This window comes from Streptomyces sp. NBC_00989, from assembly GCF_045162655.1.
Lineage (GTDB): Bacteria > Actinomycetota > Actinomycetes > Streptomycetales > Streptomycetaceae > Streptomyces.
On the sequence record NZ_CP108728.1, the window covers coordinates 11,340,644 to 11,356,818 of the forward strand.

At 69.6% G+C, this 16,175-nt stretch carries 15 protein-coding genes; 10 read left to right on the top strand and 5 right to left on the bottom strand.

Annotated elements, in window-relative coordinates; genetic code table 11:
• The first annotated feature begins 224 nt into the window (after positions 1 to 224).
• From OG714_RS51125 to OG714_RS51155, 7 genes are all read left to right on the top strand, one after another.
• Entirely contained in the window at positions 225 to 1,364 is a 1,140-nt protein-coding gene (locus OG714_RS51125; protein WP_406131342.1) for a substrate-binding domain-containing protein, read from the top strand.
• 2 nt (positions 1,365 to 1,366) lie between these two features.
• Entirely contained in the window at positions 1,367 to 2,986 is a 1,620-nt protein-coding gene (locus OG714_RS51130; RefSeq protein WP_406131343.1) for a sugar ABC transporter ATP-binding protein, read from the top strand.
• Positions 2,983 to 4,002 (top strand): ABC transporter permease, encoded by a 1,020-nt coding sequence (locus tag OG714_RS51135; protein WP_406131344.1) that lies wholly within the window; start codon positions 2,983 to 2,985, stop codon positions 4,000 to 4,002. Before OG714_RS51130 ends, OG714_RS51135 begins: the two co-directional genes overlap by 4 nt.
• Positions 4,003 to 4,107: 105 nt before the next feature.
• Complete coding sequence (gene araB / locus OG714_RS51140) at positions 4,108 to 5,787, top strand: ribulokinase (RefSeq protein WP_406132222.1); 1,680 nt, start codon at positions 4,108 to 4,110, stop codon at positions 5,785 to 5,787.
• Positions 5,788 to 5,878: 91 nt separating this feature from the next.
• On the top strand, positions 5,879 to 7,396 hold the full coding sequence (araA, locus tag OG714_RS51145; protein WP_406118858.1) for an L-arabinose isomerase: 1,518 nt from the start codon (positions 5,879 to 5,881) through the stop codon (positions 7,394 to 7,396).
• A gap of 37 nt (positions 7,397 to 7,433) precedes the next feature.
• Positions 7,434 to 8,189, top strand: coding sequence for an L-ribulose-5-phosphate 4-epimerase AraD (gene araD / locus OG714_RS51150; protein ID WP_406131345.1), 756 nt, complete (start codon positions 7,434 to 7,436; stop codon positions 8,187 to 8,189).
• A 551-nt stretch (positions 8,190 to 8,740) separates the two neighbouring features.
• Positions 8,741 to 9,010 (top strand): hypothetical protein, encoded by a 270-nt coding sequence (locus tag OG714_RS51155; RefSeq protein ID WP_406131346.1) that lies wholly within the window; start codon positions 8,741 to 8,743, stop codon positions 9,008 to 9,010.
• 82 nt (positions 9,011 to 9,092) lie between these two features.
• Here the strand turns inward: OG714_RS51155 and OG714_RS51160 are convergent, their stop codons facing one another.
• From OG714_RS51160 to OG714_RS51175, 4 genes are all read right to left on the bottom strand, one after another.
• Positions 9,093 to 11,390, bottom strand: coding sequence for a caspase family protein (locus OG714_RS51160; RefSeq protein WP_406131347.1), 2,298 nt, complete (start codon positions 11,388 to 11,390; stop codon positions 9,093 to 9,095).
• 2 nt (positions 11,391 to 11,392) lie between these two features.
• Positions 11,393 to 11,806 (bottom strand): hypothetical protein, encoded by a 414-nt coding sequence (locus OG714_RS51165; protein WP_406131348.1) that lies wholly within the window; start codon positions 11,804 to 11,806, stop codon positions 11,393 to 11,395.
• 183 nt (positions 11,807 to 11,989) lie between these two features.
• Positions 11,990 to 12,709 (bottom strand): helix-turn-helix transcriptional regulator, encoded by a 720-nt coding sequence (locus OG714_RS51170; RefSeq protein WP_406131349.1) that lies wholly within the window; start codon positions 12,707 to 12,709, stop codon positions 11,990 to 11,992.
• Between the two features lie 16 nt (positions 12,710 to 12,725).
• Positions 12,726 to 13,658, bottom strand: coding sequence for an alpha/beta hydrolase (locus tag OG714_RS51175; protein WP_406131350.1), 933 nt, complete (start codon positions 13,656 to 13,658; stop codon positions 12,726 to 12,728).
• 129 nt (positions 13,659 to 13,787) lie between these two features.
• Here OG714_RS51175 and OG714_RS51180 point away from each other — a divergent pair, with 129 nt between their 5' ends.
• The 3 genes from OG714_RS51180 to OG714_RS51190 all read left to right on the top strand — a co-directional run bounded on the left by OG714_RS51180 (position 13,788) and on the right by OG714_RS51190 (position 15,942).
• Positions 13,788 to 13,979: a hypothetical protein gene (locus OG714_RS51180; RefSeq protein ID WP_406131351.1), complete on the top strand. Its 192-nt coding sequence runs from the start codon at positions 13,788 to 13,790 to the stop codon at positions 13,977 to 13,979.
• A gap of 67 nt (positions 13,980 to 14,046) precedes the next feature.
• Entirely contained in the window at positions 14,047 to 15,231 is a 1,185-nt protein-coding gene (locus tag OG714_RS51185; protein WP_406131352.1) for a PP2C family protein-serine/threonine phosphatase, read from the top strand.
• Positions 15,232 to 15,444: 213 nt separating this feature from the next.
• Positions 15,445 to 15,942, top strand: a complete 498-nt coding sequence (locus tag OG714_RS51190; RefSeq protein WP_406131353.1) for an ANTAR domain-containing protein — start codon at positions 15,445 to 15,447, stop codon at positions 15,940 to 15,942.
• Here the strand turns inward: OG714_RS51190 and OG714_RS51195 are convergent.
• Complete coding sequence (locus tag OG714_RS51195; protein WP_406131354.1) at positions 15,830 to 16,162, bottom strand: STAS domain-containing protein; 333 nt, start codon at positions 16,160 to 16,162, stop codon at positions 15,830 to 15,832. The genes OG714_RS51190 and OG714_RS51195 overlap by 113 nt on opposite strands.
• Positions 16,163 to 16,175: the final 13 nt, after the last annotated feature.

A 16,175-nucleotide genomic window follows, 5' to 3' on the forward strand; every position in this document is an offset into this window, starting at 1 on the left:
ACTCGCCATGGTCGGCCTTCTCTCGCCGACAGTCGACCACTCGCCCGTCAGGGCTCCCTGACCGGACTGCCACCGCTCACCCCCGCCCGCCTCCGGCGCACCGTCATGCCCAACAGCCGGAGCGGGCCGGCCGAACAGTGCTCCGGCCGTTCCCGATCCGCCCACACCGCAACCGGCCGTGGGCCCTCGCTACCCCGACACGCCCAGAAAGGCGCTGATCAGTCATGATTCGTACCAGAAGGTCCCGCACGGTGGCCGCCGCGGCCGTGGTGCTCATCTCGCTCGCCGCGGCCGGCTGCTCCAAGAACGCCACCGGCTCCTCCGGCTCGGACTCGGCGAGCCCCGGCGCCGCGCCGGTCGCGCTGGCCGGCTCGGTCACCTTCAACCAGACCAACCTCGCCAAGCTCGACGCGGCACTGAAGTCGGCGCTGGCAGGCAAGGACCTGTCCAAGGTCGACATCGCGATGGTCGTGAACGTGGCCGCCGACTACTGGAAGGCCGGCCAGGTCGGCTTCCTCAAGGGCTGCTCCGACCTCGGCATATCGAAGAGCAAGTGCACTTACTTCGCCCCGCCCAACGGCAAGTTGACCGAGCAGAACTCGGAGTTGGAGACCCTGCGCTCGCAGGGCGTCACCGGCTACTCGATCTCGGCGATCGACCCGACCTCGGCCGCGGGCACCATCCACACCGACGTCCAGAAGGGCATCGGCGTCCTCGCGATCGACTCGCCGCTGCCCGGCACCGACGCCGCCTCGCTCTACCTGGGCACCCCGAACTACACCGCCGGCTTCCAGGCCGGCACCGCGATGAAGCAGGTCCTCGGCGGCAAAGGCAAGGTGGCCATCCTGGTCGGCTCGCTCACCGCGTCGAACGCCACCCAACGCATCGCCGGCTTCGAGGCCGCGCTCAAGGGCACCAAGATCACTGTCGCCCAGAAGGTCAACGACAACCTCCAGGCCAGCACCGCGACCTCCGACGCCGAGACCATCCTCGCCAACAACCCGGACGTCACCGGGCTCTACGGCGTCTACTCCTACGACGGCCCCGCGCTGGCCCAGGCGGTTACCTCGGCCGGCAAGACCGCCTCGGTGCACATCGTGTCGGACGACTCCGACGCCCAGACGCTGAAGTTCATCAAGTCGGGTGTCATCTCCGGCACCGTCGTGCAGATGCCGTACCAGCAGGGCTACACCGGGGCGTACATCCTGGCCGCGGAGAAGGTGCTGGGCAAGTCCGCGACGATGGCGCTCGTCAAGCCCTATCTGGAGAAGGACGGTTCGACCCTCAGCTCCGGTGTGGGCCTGGTCACCAAGTCCGACCTGAGCGCGTACCAGTCCCTCGAGTCGCAGCTCGGGATCGGCTGAGCATGACGGCCACGGAGAACGCCCCGGGCCGCGCCGTCACGGCGCGGCTGCGGGGAGTGCACAAGTCCTACGGACCGGTGCGCGTCCTCGACCTGCCGGAGCTCGACCTGTACGCCGGCCAGGTCATCGGCGTGGTCGGCGAGAACGGCGCCGGAAAGTCCACGCTCATGGGCACGCTGGCCGGGTCCGTCCACCGGGACGGCGGCGAGATCCTGATCGGCGGCGAGCCCCTCGCCGCCGGGTCCACCGAGGCCGCGGGACAACTCGGTATCGCCATGGTCTCCCAGGAGTTCCCGCTGGTCGGACAGTTGTCAGTGGCGGAGAACCTGTTGCTGGGCCGCCGCCCGCGAAAGTCGAAACGCCGGGTCCTGGTCGACGGTGCCGCGCAGCGCGCCGAGGCGAAGGCGATGCTGGCGGAGATCGGCCTGTCCGCCGAGACGATCCCGGTGAGCCGGGAGGTGCGTACCCTTCCGGTGCCGACCCGGCAGATGATCGAGATCGCCAAGGCCTGGGGCCGCGAGCCCAAGCTGCTCATCCTGGACGAACCGACTTCCTCGCTGGGGCCGGTCGAGGCCGAGATGGTGCTGGGCCTGGCCCGCCAACTGGCCGACCGCGGCGGCACGGTGCTGTTCATCGGACACCGCCTGGACGAGGTGCGGGAGATCAGCGACCGCGTCCTGGTCCTGCGCAACGGCAGGCTGGTCGCCGACCTCGAACCGGCTGAGGCCACCGAGGAACGGCTGATCCGGGACATGGTCGGCGGCGAGGTCGCGCAGGGCGAGCCGAAGGCGCCGCCCGCGACCAGCCCGGTCCTGCTGCAGGCCGAGGGCCTGACCGCGGACGGTCTCGGCCCCGTCGACCTGGAGGTGCGCGAAGGCGAGATCCTGGGCGTGGCCGGGCTGATGGGCTCGGGCCGCAGCCGCCTGGTCCACACGATCGCGGGCGCGCAGCCCGCGACGGGCGGCCGGATGCGGCTGGGCGGCGAGCCCTACCGGCCGCGCGGCGCGGGTGACGGCGTGGCGGCCGGGATCGCGCTGATCCCTGAGGACCGCAAGGAACAGTCGCTGGTCCTGTTCGCGTCCATCCGGTCCAACGTCGTCATCTCGGTGCTCAAGCGGATCAGTACGCGTGGCCTGCTGGGGCCGGGCCGTGAGCGCGCCGAGGCGCGGAAGATCACCGAGAACGTCAACGTGCGGATGCAGTCGGTGGAGCAGCCGATCGGCTCGCTCTCCGGCGGCAACCAGCAGCGCGCCATCTTCGGCCGGGCGTTCGCCGCCGAACCGCGTCTGCTGCTGCTCGACGAGCCGACCCGCGGCGTGGACGTGGGAGCGAAGGCGGAGATCTACAAGCTGATCGACCGGGCGGCGGAGCAGGGCATGGCGCTGGTGGTCGCCTCCTCCGAACTGGAGGAACTGCTGTGGATCTGCCACCGCATCGCGGTGATGAACCACGGCCGGGTGGTCACGGTCATCGACCGGGCCGACGCCACCAAGGAACGCATCATGACGGCCGCGGCCGGCACCTCCTCCCTCCAGGAGGCGGAACCCGAGCACGGAAAGGCCGACGATCCCGATCCGGGAAACCCCGACCAGGAACAACTGACGAACGGAGCCCCAGCATGAGCGCGCAGAGCACGCTCGCACCCGAAGAGGCCGCGCCGCGTTCCCGCCCGGCCGTCGCCGGCCTCGCCCGCAAACTCGCCGCCTCCCCGGAGGCCGGCGTGATCATCGCCTGCGTGCTGGTGTTCGTCGGGATCGCGGCCAACGCGGAGACGTACACCGCGGTGGGCAACCTCCAGGTGATGGGCCGCGACCTGTCTCAGGTCGGCATCCTGGCGATCGGCGAGTCGCTGGTCATCCTCACCGGCGGCATCGATCTCTCGGTGGGCGCACTGGCCGGTCTGGCCGGCATCCTGGCCGCCTGGATGAACGTGAACGAGGGTATGCCCGCGCCCCTCGCGATCCTGTTCACGCTGGTGATCTGCGGTGGGGTCGGTCTCTGGCACGGCATCATGGTCACCCGCCTGAACGTGCCGCCCTTCGTGATCACCCTGGTCACCTACACCGTCGCGCAGGGCATGGCGCTCGCGATCACCAGCGGCTCGCCCATCAACAACCTCTCGCCAATGTTCAGCAACCTGAGCCAGTACTACATCGGCGAAGTGCCGGTCCCCGCCCTGTTCTTCGTCGGCGCTGCCGTCATCGCCTGGTTCGTGCTGGAGCGCACCTACGTGGGGCGGCAGATCTACGCGGTCGGCGGCAACAAGGAGGCCGCCCGGCTGGCCGGCATCCCGACCGCCCGCCGGATCACCTCCACCTACGTCGCCAGCGCCGCACTGGCCGGCGTGGTCGGCATCATGGTGATCGGCCGGATGAACGTCGCGGACCCCTCGGTCGGCGCCGGCTGGGAACTGACCGCCATCGCCGCGGCGGTGGTCGGAGGCATGTCGCTCTCCGGCGGTGAGGGCCGCATCGCCGGCATCGCGGCCGGCGCGATCCTGCTGGAGTTCATCACCAACGGCCTGCTCGCGCTCAAGGTCAGCCCGTACGACCAGCAGGTGGTCCAGGGAGCGGTCCTCGGCATCGCCATCCTGCTCGACCGGGCACGCGCTCGTTACTTCGGCAAGAGCCGTAGCTAGTACGTCGGTCGACGACGCCGATCCCGGCGCGTTGCCGCCGCCTCGGCATCTTCGAGGAGTCAGACGGTGATCGAGATACCGAACTTCTTTGGGAAGGGACTGTTGGTGAACGCCGGAGACCAGACGGCAGGGAACTTGGAACCCTGCGTCGTAGGAGTCGACTACGGGACGCTGTCCGGACGGGCCGTCGTCGTCCGCGTCCGGGACGGCGCGGAACTGGGGACGGCCGAGCACGCCTACCGGCACGCGGTCCTGGACCGGCAACTGCCCGACGGCACCCCGTTGCCGCCGGACTGGGCCCTGCAGGTGCCGTCCGACTACGTCGACGTGCTGCGCGTCGCCGTGCCCGAGGCGCTCGCGGCAGCCGGTGTCCGGCCGGAGCAGGTCGTCGGTATCGGCACGGACTTCACCGCGTGTACGGTGCTGCCGGTCCTCGCGGACGGCACGCCGCTGTGTGAGCTGCCGGAGTTCGCGGGCCGTCCGCACGCCTATGTCAAGCTGTGGCGCCATCATGCCGCTCAGGGGCAGGCCGACCGCATCACCGCCCTCGCCGAGGCGCGCAAGGAGCCCTGGCTGAGGCGGTACGGCGGGAGGATCTCCTCGGAGTGGGAGTTCGCCAAGGCCCTCCAGCTGCTCGAGGAGGACCCGGATCTCTACGCGTTGACCGAGCGCTGGATCGAGGCCGCCGACTGGATCGTGTGGCGGCTGTCGGGCACCTACGTCCGCAATGCCTGCACCGCCGGGTACAAGGGGCAGCTCCAGGACGGGAGTTACCCCTCCGGCGACTATCTGGCCGCGCTCAACCCCGCGTTCGCCGGTTTCGTGAGCGGCAAGCTGGACCAGCCGGTCGGCCAGCTCGGCGACCGTGCCGGCGGGCTGACGGCGGAGGCGGCGGCGTGGACGGGCCTGCCGGAGGGGATCGCGGTGTGCGTGGGGAACGTCGACGCCCATGTGACGGCGCCTGCGGCCACGGCGGTGGAGCCGGGCCGGATGGTCGCGATCATGGGTACCTCCACCTGCCATGTGATGAGCAGCGACCGGTGGGCCGAGGTGCCGGGCATGTGCGGGGTGGTCGAGGGCGGCATCCTGCCGGGGCTGTGGGGATACGAGGCCGGGCAGAGCGGTGTCGGTGACATCTTCGGCTGGTTCGTGCGCACCGCCTTCCCCGCGTCGTACGCCGAGCAGGCCGCCGCGCTCGGCCGTGACCCGCACGAACACCTCACCGCCCTGGCATCCGAACAGCGGGTGGGCGGGCACGGGTTGGTCGCGCTGGACTGGCAGAGCGGCAACCGCAGCGTGCTCGTCGACCACGACCTGAGCGGTGTCCTGCTCGGGCTGACCCTGGCCACCCGCCCCGAGGACGTCTACCGGGCGCTGCTGGAGGCCACCGCCTTCGGCACCCGCACCATCATCGAGGCGTTCGAGACGTCCGGCGTGCCGGTGCGCGAACTGATCGTCGCGGGCGGCCTGATGAAGAACCCGCTGCTGATGCAGATCTACGCCGACGTCACCCGCCTCCCCCTCGGTGTCATCGACTCGGCGCAGGGCCCCGCGCTGGGCGCGGCGATGCACGCGGCGGTCGCGGCCGGCGTGTACCCCGACATCCGGGCCGCCGCCCACGCCATGGCCAAGGCCCGCCCCGCCGCCTACCGGCCCGACCCGGAACGCGCGGCGGCCTACGACCGCCTGTACGCCGAATACCGGCTGCTGCACGACTACTTCGGCCGCGGCGCCAACGAGGTCATGCACCGGCTGCGCCACCTCCGCGCCGAGGCCTCCGCCTGAGCGGCACACCCCCCGCCCGGCGGTCAACTCCCGGCACCCCCCTGCCCGGTGGTCAACGCCCGGCGGTCAACTCTCTTTGAAAGGAACCCTCATGGACACCGACCACGCGCCCTACCCGGGTCAGGAGATCTGGTTTCTCACCGGCAGCCAGGGCCTGTACGGCGGCGACATCCTGCACCAGGTCGCCGAACAGTCCCAAAGCATCGCCGAGATCCTCGGCGGCCCGGGGAAGATCCCGGTCCGCATCGTGTGGAAGCCGGTCCTCACCGACGCCGACGCGATCCGCCGGCTGTGCCAGGAGGCGAGCGCCTCCGACACCTGCGTGGGCGTGATCGTGTGGATGCACACCTTCTCCCCGGCCAAGATGTGGATCGCCGGACTCACCGCCCTGGACCGGCCGCTGCTGCACCTGCACACCCAGTACAACCTGTCGCTGCCCTGGCCCAGCATCGACATGGACTTCATGAACCTCAACCAGGCCGCCCACGGCGACCGGGAGTTCGCCCACATCGAGTCCCGCCTCAACATCGACCGCAAGATCGTCGCCGGTCACGCCACCGACCCACGGGTCGTCCGCCGGGTGGCGGCCTGGGCGCGGGCTGCCGTCGGCCGCCACGCCTCACGCACCCTGAAACTGGCCCGCTTCGGCGACAACATGCGCGACGTCGCCGTCACCGAAGGCGACAAAGTAGAAGCCCAACTACGGTTCGGCTACTCGGTGAACACCTACGCCGTCAACGACCTGGTCGCCGTCGTCGACCAGGCCGGGGACAAGGAGACCGCCGAACTCGCCGCCGAATACGTCGAGTTGTACGACGTCGTCCCCGCACTGCGCCCCGGCGGCATCCGCCACGACTCCCTCCTCTACGCGGCCCGCCAGGAGATCGGCCTGCGCACCTTCCTCACCGAAGGCGGCTTCACCGCGTTCACCACCAACTTCGAAGACCTGGGCGGACTGCGCCAGCTGCCCGGCCTCGCCGTCCAGCGCCTGATGGCCGACGGCTACGGCTTCGGCGGCGAGGGCGACTGGAAAACCTCCGCGCTGCTGCGCACCATGAAGGTCATGGGCGCCGGCCGGCCCGGCGGCACCTCCTTCATGGAGGACTACACCTACCACCTCGGCCCCGGCACCCCACGCATCCTCGGCGCCCACATGCTGGAAGTCTGCCCCTCCATCACCACCGACCGCCCCAGCTGCGAAATCCACCCCCTGAACATCGGCGACCGCGAGGACCCCGTCCGCCTCGTCTTCAACGCGGCCCCCGGCCCCGCCGTCGTCGTCGGCCTGGCCGACCTCGGCGACCGCTTCCGCCTCACCGCCAACACCGTCGACGTCGTCACCCCCAGCGAACCCCTGCGCCGCCTCCCGGTGGCCCGCGCCGTGTGGAAGCCACGCCCCTCCCTCGCCGAGTCCGCCGAGAGCTGGCTGCTCGCGGGCGCCCCGCACCACACCGTCCTCAGCTCCGCCGTCGACACCGAGACCCTCACCGACTACGCCAACATGACCGGCGTGGAACTGCTGACCATCGACGAGACCACCAGCACCGGACACCTCGCCAAGGAAATCCGCTGGAACGCCGCCTACCACCGCCTCGCCCAGGCCCTCTGACACCCATGATCCTGACCGATCTGCAAGGAGAGCACCGATGACCGCACGACTCCGTGCCGGCCTGCGGCACGAGGTACTCGACGCCAACCTGACCATCCCCCAAGCCGGTCTCGCGACGCTGACCTGGGGCAACGTGAGCGGCGTCGACCGCGAGGCAGGCGTGTTCCTGATCAAACCCTCAGGGGTGCCCTACACAGACCTCGCCCCCGACGATCTGGTCACCGTCCGCCTGTCCGACGGCAAGATCGTCGACGGCAACCTCCGCCCCTCCACCGACACCGAGACACACCGCTGCCTCTACCTCGCCTTCCCCTCCATCGGCGGCATCACCCACACCCACTCCACCCACGCCGTCGCCTTCGCACAAGCCCGCCGTGACATACCGGTCCTGGGCACCACCCACGCCGACACCTTCAACGGACCCATCCCCTGCACCCCCGACCTCACCCCCGACCAGTGCACGAAAAACTACGAATACAACACCGGCCAAGTCATCGTCGACATGCTCGACGGCGACAACCAACGGGCCACCGAGGTCCCGGCCGCCCTCGTCGCCAACCACGGCCCCTTCACCTGGGCCACCACCCCCCGCACATCCCTCGAACACGCCATCATCTGCGAAGCCGTCGCCGACATCGCCATCAACACCCTCGCCCTGGCCCCCACAGCCCCACCACCACCGCACCTCCTCGCCCGGCACTACACCCGCAAACACGGCCCCGACGCCTACTACGGCAACCCGGACACGACGGCCGCACCGGGGGTCGTAGCGCCGGGAGTCGGTGCTTGTTGATCAACATGCTCGGGCCTGAACGTGGCGATGCCGGTGTCCCACCACAGTGCACCCGCGGCACCCGGCCACTGACCCGCCCGCCCATGGTCCCCCTCGGCCGTGGCGACCAGGGCCGAGGGGGACCTCACGCAGCCGGTCCTGCACGGCGGTGACATCGGCGCGCCGGTCCTTCTGCGCCTGCCGGGATCTTGATCCCGGCAGGCAGGTCTCATTCCGCCTCGACGGCTCGATGTACCTCCGTCTGTCCGGCGGGGCGAGCAAGGTCATGGGGAACAAGGCTCTCGACCTCCCGCCCCAGCTTGACCAGCTCGTCGTATCGCTGCCGGGTCACACTGCCGACCATCCCGGTCATCCGGACACCACCCCCACGAGCCCCGAGGACAACACCCTCGCGTGCCGTCAACTCGCCCTGGAAACACGTCACTTCGCACCATCCGAACGCCTCACCCGACAGCGAAGGGCGTACGGCCCCGGCGCCCGAAGCGGCCCTGCGTCCACCGAACGCGCAGGCTCACCCCCCGGACCGCGTGCGCCGCGCGTGCCAGGTCCGTTTGCGGCAGGCGGGAGAGCAGTACACCGCCGAGACCAGGCGATCGACCTCGACCGTCCACACCGCCCCGCACCGCGGACACGAGGCCGTCACGCCGGCCTTCACCGCCTCGGTCCTCGACCGAGCCCGACGCATCCGCCGCCAGTGCCTGGAGCGGCACGCCGCCGAGCAGAACACCGCCGTCGCCTTCACTGTCGGCATCAGCGGACCGCCGCACCCCCCGGCACAACCGCGGACCGGTGTCGTCACCTGCGACCACGATCGGGCGTAACCGGGGCATATCCAACCCGCCCATGTCGTCGCCGTACGACTTCTTCTCAGGGTGAGCTGATCCCTGACGCTGGCAACGAAGCCTACGAGCCTGCCTTCACGCGGGCGACATCCCACAGTCGCACCTTGGCCTTGTCGCCGTCGCCTGTGGCGATGGTGCGGCCGTCCGGGGACCACGCGACGGAGGACAAGCCTCTTTCGCTCGCGGTGAATTGGGTGATGACCTTGTGTGTGGTCACATTCCACAGCAGTAGCCGGTTCTCGCCGTTGTCACCGACGGAGGCCAGGATGTTCCCGTCCTTCGGGTCGAAGGCCACTCCTGTCACGTTCGAGCTGACCGACCGGGGGTCCCTCTGCAAGGTACCCAGGGGCTTGCCTGTGGCCACGTTCCAGAGCCGGATCGTGCCGTCGATGCTGCCGGAGGCGAGCGTTCGTCCGTCCGGGCTGAACGCCAGAGTGTTCACCCCGTACGTGTGGCCGGTCAGGACGCGCCGCAACTTGCGGTCGGCGACGTCCCACAGGCGCACGGTCTTGTCGGTGCTCCCGGTGGCGAGTGTTTTGCCGTCGGGGCTGAACGCGACGCTGCACACGCACCGAGGCCAGTCCCCTTGGACGCGGATCAGTGTGGTGAGCAGCTTTCCCGTGGCCGCGTCCCACAGTCTGGCGGTGCCGTCCCAGTCGCCGGTGGCGAGGATCTTGCCGTCAGGGCTGAGGGCCACGCCGGCCACCGCTTCCGTGTGGCCGGTCGTCGTGGCAACACTGTCCCCGGCAGGAAGCTGCCATACCTGTGCGTTGCCGCCCGTGCCTAGGCCGTTGGTGGTGCCGGCAGCAAGGGTCTTGCCGTCGGGGCTGAACGCCACGCTGGTCACAGCCTTGCTGGTAGTAGTGATCGATGTGAGGGACCGATGGGTAGCGGAATCCCACAGCTGTATCGCCCGGTCACCGTTGCTGACAGCGGCAAGCGTTTTGCCGTTGGGGCTGAAGGCCAGGTCGTTGACGGAACCGCTTGCACTGCTGCGGACGGTCAGGACGGCACTGGCCCGGTCCAGCACGATTTTGGGGGCGCCCGTGGAATCGGAAGAGCCGCTGCCGTCGGAAAAGTCCGCAAGGAGCCCGGGGCCGAACGCGAGGACAGCCACGACCACCGCGACCAGAACCGCAAAACCGGCGGTGATGGCTCTGCCACGGGGGGTGCGGGGTATGAGGCGTGACGCCCAACGGGCGGTCGCGGTGGGAGTTCTGACGCTCGGCGCGGTAGGTGGCGCGGACCTGGCGAGTGGACGGCTGGGTACGGGGGAGCCTTCCGGGTGTTGGACCGGGCGGCTTGCCTGTGGCGGGGGAGTCGGTGGCGGTGGTTCAGGCGCCCGCTCCTGCGCCACCGGCTCCGTTGGGCCGGGCTCCAGCCCGTGCTGTTCTGCCAGAGTCTCTGGGGATATCGGTTGTAGGGCCCGCACGCGCTCGGCGGCGGCAGCCGAGACGAGCCTGCTGTCGTCGTCCACCAATCCTTGGAGCCCATCGAGGGCGTGTCGTCGCACGAGGTCGTTACCGATCCGGTGCAAGTGCGCGAGCCCGTCGACGGCACCGAGGCGATCGGTGGCGATGGGGCTGCCCAGCGCATGGCGCAGGTGTGCCGGCAGGGACCAGTTGATGTTCCGGGCGATGACGATGCGGCCCTCGACATTGTCTTGCTTCTTGGGCCGCTGCTGCGGCATCTCGTCGACGACCCGGTCGTGGACGTAGCCGTACAACTCGTCGAGGGTGATGTCACCGTCGCCGTCGAGGTCCGCGCTGCCGTCGCGCAGACCCTGTACCAGGTAGCGGGTGAACACCGACTGCACCGCCTGACCGTGCGCCTGGTTCCCTTCGAACGAGTACTGCGTTGCGTCCGACGCGGTCAGCACCGTGCGGCCCCGGCCCTGGAACCGTTCCAGCGCGTGCACCGCGGTGTCGGCCTTGGAGATCCTGCCTGCCGGGAACGCCCCGCTGTAACAGCAGTCCAGAATCAGTACCTTCTGCCGTGAGACGCAGCCCTCCATGGCCTGGTCGATCTGCTCGGCGGACAGTGCGGTGAACAGTAGGCTGTCGCGGCGGGTGTTCGTCATCGCCAGGTAGAGCAGGCCGTTGTCATCCTTAAGGCCGTGGCCGGTGAAGTAGAGCAGGGTCAGATCGTCGCGGCGGCGGTCGCGGTAGAAGTCGCCGATGGCCTCGCCGATCCGGTGATGCGGTTCGTTGACCATCGTGGTGACCTCGAACCCGGCGATGGCCGGGTCCCTCAGCACCTCGGCGAGCGCCTCCGCGTCGTGCGCCGGAGCGGCCAGCCGCCGCAGCCCGGTGTCCTGGTAGTCGTAGGTGGCGATCAGCAGCGCCAGCCGGCGTCCCATGGCTAACTGCCGGTGTGGCGGCGGATGTACGCGTCGATGAGGTCTCGCCGCTCGGCAGCGGACACCCGCTCCAGTTCGATCGTGTCTCCGTCGATGGTCAGTGAGACGCGATGCTGCGCGGAAGACCGGCCAAGCCAGTCGCGCAGGGTCTCGATGAGCGCGGTGAAGACGCCACCGGACGCGCTCAGTGCTACGACCATGGCCCCGAGAGTGACCGGATCGGTGCCCTTCGCGCCGTCAGGAACCGGGCCGCCGGGCCCAGGACGGATCGAGTCGACGTCCAGTTCGGCGATCTCGGCCCGCAGTTGGCGTGCCAGTCGTTCCCCCGCCTCCGGGTCCAGCTCGGGGTCGGGCGAGAGGACCAGCAGTACGTTCACCGCGCCGTCCGCCCGCTGATCCGTGTGGCCGGCTCTCATCGAAGCGTTGTCCTTCATTCGTCCCCCGGTGGCAAGTTGTCACGAAACTGCCCCTCACAGTGTGGCGGCATGCGACTGCCGACGGCAGCCCGTCGGGACAACTCGCCGAGTCGACAGGGGAAGTGGCGGTCGTCTGCTACGGCCGTGACCGGGAAGGTTCGCCGGGTTGGTGCCTTCGGATTCTCATCGTGAGGGTGTGAGTGAGGCCAGTGCGGTGGGTTGTACTGCGCCGGCGGCGGCCGAGCCGAGTAGTAGTTCGGTCAGGTTATGGGGCTGTGCCTGCTCGCCGGTTGGAGCCGCTGCTGCGATCCGGTCGAGCCGGAAGCCCCGGCCGGCCCGGCGTGTGCGGCACCAGGCGATGAGGTACCAGCGGCCGTCGGCGGTGAGCAGTCCGGCCGGTTCCACGACGCGGTTGCTTTCGTGTCCTGCCGCGTCGGTGTAGGACAGCCGCAGCACCATGTTGTTGGCGAGGGCGTGCTCCACCGCGGTACGGATCGCGGAGTCACCGTGCGTCGGCAGGGTAACGATCCGTGCGGCGAGTTCTTGGGCCGCCGCCGAGGCGGGGCCGTCCATCGAGGCCACGATCTTCTGAGCCGCCGTGCGGGCCGCGCCGGCGTACGGGGTGGAGGCGTCGGCCGCGGCGAGCGCGGCGGTCAGCGCCGAGGCTTCATCGGCGGTGAGGTGGATCGGGGGCAGGGTCATCTCCGGGTCGATCGACCAGCCGCCGCCTCGCCCGGGTATGGAGCGCACCGGGACACCGGTCTGCATCAGTGTCTGAAGGTCGCGCTGCACCGTGCGTGTGCTGACCTCGAACCGCGTGGCGAGCGCCGCGACCGTCAGCGGCCGCGGCGCCGCCGCGCGCAACTCTTCCACCAGCGCATACAGCCGGTCAGTGCGGTTCATGCCGCCGACGCTACCGTCACGCGGAGGCCAGGAAGCCCCGCTCTCGCCGTAGTTCCCGCTCGGTGATGGTCAGGGGGAACAGAGTGAAGCCGTGCATAGCGCCGGCGACGACGCCGAGCTGCACAGGCGCACCCGCCGCCTGCCACCGTGCGGCCAGGAACAGCGAGTCGTCCAGCAGAGGATCTTCGGTGCCGACGACGATCCGGGCGGGCGGCAGCCCGGCCAGGTCCGCGAACAGGGGCGAGACCTCCGGGCTACGGCGCTGCTCTTCCCCCATCCCCGGTGTGAACAGGTCGTAGCCGCCCCGAAGCGTGTCGGTATTGCTCAGCAGCTGTCGGGGGCCAAACCTCCGCTGGCTTGGTGTCATCGACAGGTCGTAGGGGCCGAAGAGCAGGTGAGCTGCCCGGAACGCGCCGGTGATGCCGTGCCGGTCGCGAAGGCGCAGCAGCGTCACGACGCTGAGGTGAGCACCGGCCGATTCACCGCCGATCAGCAGCCGGTCGGTACCGAACTCGGCCGCGGCGTGCTTCACCAGCCACCGGGCAGCCGCTTCGCAGTCGTCGGGCCCGGCGGGGAACGGGTGTTCCGGCGCGAGGCGGTAGTCCACGCTCACCACGGCCAGCCGTGTCTGCTCGGCGAGCCGCCAAAGCCGCTCGTCCTGTCCGTCCGCGGACCCGAACGCCCAACCGCCTCCGTGGATGTGCAGGTACACGCCGTCGACTTGGTCCGGCACGAAGACCCGTACCTTCACTGTGCCCTCAACGACGCGGTCTTGGCCGTGCGGCAGTCTTACCGGTGGCGTGTCGCCGCCGAGCCGGTTGCGCCGCAGGAGCGCCAGCGTGGCGGCGCTCGGCGCCTGCCCGCGAGCTGGACGGCTCGCGGCGGCAGCCTCAAATTGCTCGTTGAACCCCAGGGTCTCGGGGAGGCAGTCCTCATCGGTGATCGTCATGCCCTCGACAGTCTCAGCGGCCCGCGACAACGCCCTGTCACCCTTTCCTTGTGAACTGCGTCATGCTTCTGCCGCCGCGACGGCGACGGTTCGTTGGAAGACGTAGGTCCTCTCACGGGAACCGCGCCCGTGCTGCTGACCGGCGACGAACATCGCGCCGCCGCTCGCCTCGCCGCCGAGGTCGGCATCGCCGCGTACCGATCGACCTTCGGGACGCTGCTGTGTCTGTATCCCACCATCGTCGTAGCGCTGGACGCCCACGACCGCCGCTTGACCGATCCGGGAGCCCTTCACGCCAGCCACGCCGCCCTGAACTGGTAAAACGGGTTGGTGGGGTGACATTGCGGGGAAGCGGGGAAGAAGGGGTGGCAGCCGATAGGAGGTTGTCGTGGAGGGTCGAGATCTGGAACTGGGCGAGGTGCTGGCTGCTGCGGAAGCGGCCCCGCCCGGTGAGTCTGTCGATGTGGTGGCACGTGACCTGCAGAAGCGGTTCGGTGCGGAGCATGTGTCCTTCCTGTTCGTCGACCTCATCGGGCAGCGGCTGGTACGCCTCGCCGCGGTTGGCGGCGAGACAGACGACCCCGGTGAGTCGCTCGACCTGCGGGGCAGCGTGTACGACGGCGTTCTGCAGAGCCAGCGCCAGCAGGTGGAGGCGGACGGTCAGGGCGGGCGGCGTGTCATCACGCCGGTCACCAACCGCGGCGACTGCATCGGCGTCCTGGAGGTCACTTTGCAGTGCGTGGATGACACCGTGCTGCGACAGGTCCGCGAAGCGGCGCACGCGCTGGCCTACATCATCGTCACAGATCGCCGTTTCACCGACCTGTACCACCTGGGCCGGCGTACCACCGAGACAAGCCTGGCCGCGGAGATCCAGCACCAGCTGCTTCCCTCGGCGCCCTGCTGTGAGGCGGAGCAGTTCACCCTCGCCGCCGGGCTGGTGCCAGCCGACGACATCGGTGGCGACACCTACGACTACACCCTTGACCGTGACACCCTGCACCTGTCCATCACCGACGCCATGGGCCACGACACGAACTCAGCTCTCCTGGCCACTCTGTTGGTGAGCGCACTGCGCAGATCACGCCGCAGTGGCTGTGACGCCCTCAAGCAAGCCCACCACGCCCACCAGGCCCTGCTGAGCCACAGTCGCGGCCTGGCCACCGGGCAGCTGCTGTGTGTCGACCTCGACACCGGCCGGTGCGACCTGGTCAACGCCGGTCATCCCTGGCCGCTGTTGATGCGTGATGACGCCGTCGAAGTGGTGCACCTCGCCGTCAACCTGCCCTTCGGTGTGGCGGCATCCGCCTCCTACCGCCTCCAGGAACTGCAGTTGCGTCCCGGAGACCGCCTGGTCCTGCTCACCGACGGAATGCAGGAGCGCGGTGCTGCTGCCGTCGACTTGGCCTCGCTCGTGCACGACACCCGTCCTCTGCACCCGCGCGAAGCCGTCCGGAGCCTGACCGCCGCAGTGCTCGCCGCCTGTCACGGCAACCTCAGGGACGATGCCACGGTTTTGATAGTGGACTGGCACGGTGATCGCCGCGGACCGGCGGGAACAGACCTCCCGTAGCGGTGATCCGCCGCAACGGTCCGGTCAGTGAGTCAGGCATGAACGCGGTCGCTGGTTGCGCAGAGCGCGTGTGACCGTGGATATGAGGGCGACTCAGCTGGAGGGGGAGGTTGAGATGGCAGCCGTGGGGGCTCTTCGTGTCGTGCGGAGGGGCGTCTTGCTGCTGCACTCCGGGGCAGGCGTACCTGGAGGCCCGACCTTTGGAGTCCCGTTATGACGACCTCTCGCCAACCGTGGCCCCTGCCCGAGGAAACGCCCGACGTCGATGTGGCCCGTCTTCGGCAGGAGAACGCCGAGTTGCGCCAGGCAATTGACTCCCGTGCGATGGTCGACCAGGCCGTCGGAGTCCTCATCGCGACGTACGGCATTCCGGCGGCTGTCGGGTTCGAGGTGCCGCGCGAGGTCTCCCCGCACACCAACAGCAAACTGCGTAGGGTCGCGGAAGCCCTGATCGGCTGCGTGTTGGGCCGACCGAGCCGGAGCCGCTGGGCCGGGAGCTGGACGCGGCAGTGCGGCGGCGCTCGCGATACCAGGATGCGCCGGATTACGCGGGCGCGGAGATCAGCGGCGCAGGGCCTGCTCGACGGTGGGATGGCAGCTAATGATCTCGTCGACGCCGAAGGTGCGCAGCACGCGCAAGACGGGCTCCTGGGCGCCGGCGATACGCAGACCACCCCTGAGCTGCGCTCACGCGCTTGCAGGCGGCGATGAAGACGTTGATCCCGCTGGAGTCCATGAAGGTCACGTGACTGAGGTCCACCACGACCCGCACCGGCGCCGACTCGCCATCCTCGGGCAGCAGCGCTTCGCGGTAGACGCCCTGGACATGGTGGTCGATCTCGCCCCGCACAGTGACGACACGGACGCCGTCCACCACGCAGTGCTCGACTGACGGCCTCTGCGGCCGGCCTGCTTGCTCGATTTTGGTCACCGTCTCTTCGGCT

Coding starts and splice junctions, on each gene's coding strand:
- OG714_RS51125 (WP_406131342.1), top strand. CDS start 225: ATGATTCGTACCAGAAGGTCCCGCACGGTGGCCGCCGCGGCCGTGGTG.
- OG714_RS51130 (WP_406131343.1), top strand. CDS start 1,367: ATGACGGCCACGGAGAACGCCCCGGGCCGCGCCGTCACGGCGCGGCTG.
- OG714_RS51135 (WP_406131344.1), top strand. CDS start 2,983: ATGAGCGCGCAGAGCACGCTCGCACCCGAAGAGGCCGCGCCGCGTTCC.
- araA (WP_406118858.1), top strand. CDS start 5,879: ATGGACACCGACCACGCGCCCTACCCGGGTCAGGAGATCTGGTTTCTC.
- araD (WP_406131345.1), top strand. CDS start 7,434: ATGACCGCACGACTCCGTGCCGGCCTGCGGCACGAGGTACTCGACGCC.
- OG714_RS51160 (WP_406131347.1), bottom strand. CDS start 11,390: ATGGGACGCCGGCTGGCGCTGCTGATCGCCACCTACGACTACCAGGAC.
- OG714_RS51165 (WP_406131348.1), bottom strand. CDS start 11,806: ATGAGAGCCGGCCACACGGATCAGCGGGCGGACGGCGCGGTGAACGTA.
- OG714_RS51170 (WP_406131349.1), bottom strand. CDS start 12,709: ATGAACCGCACTGACCGGCTGTATGCGCTGGTGGAAGAGTTGCGCGCG.
- OG714_RS51175 (WP_406131350.1), bottom strand. CDS start 13,658: ATGACGATCACCGATGAGGACTGCCTCCCCGAGACCCTGGGGTTCAAC.
- OG714_RS51190 (WP_406131353.1), top strand. CDS start 15,445: ATGACGACCTCTCGCCAACCGTGGCCCCTGCCCGAGGAAACGCCCGAC.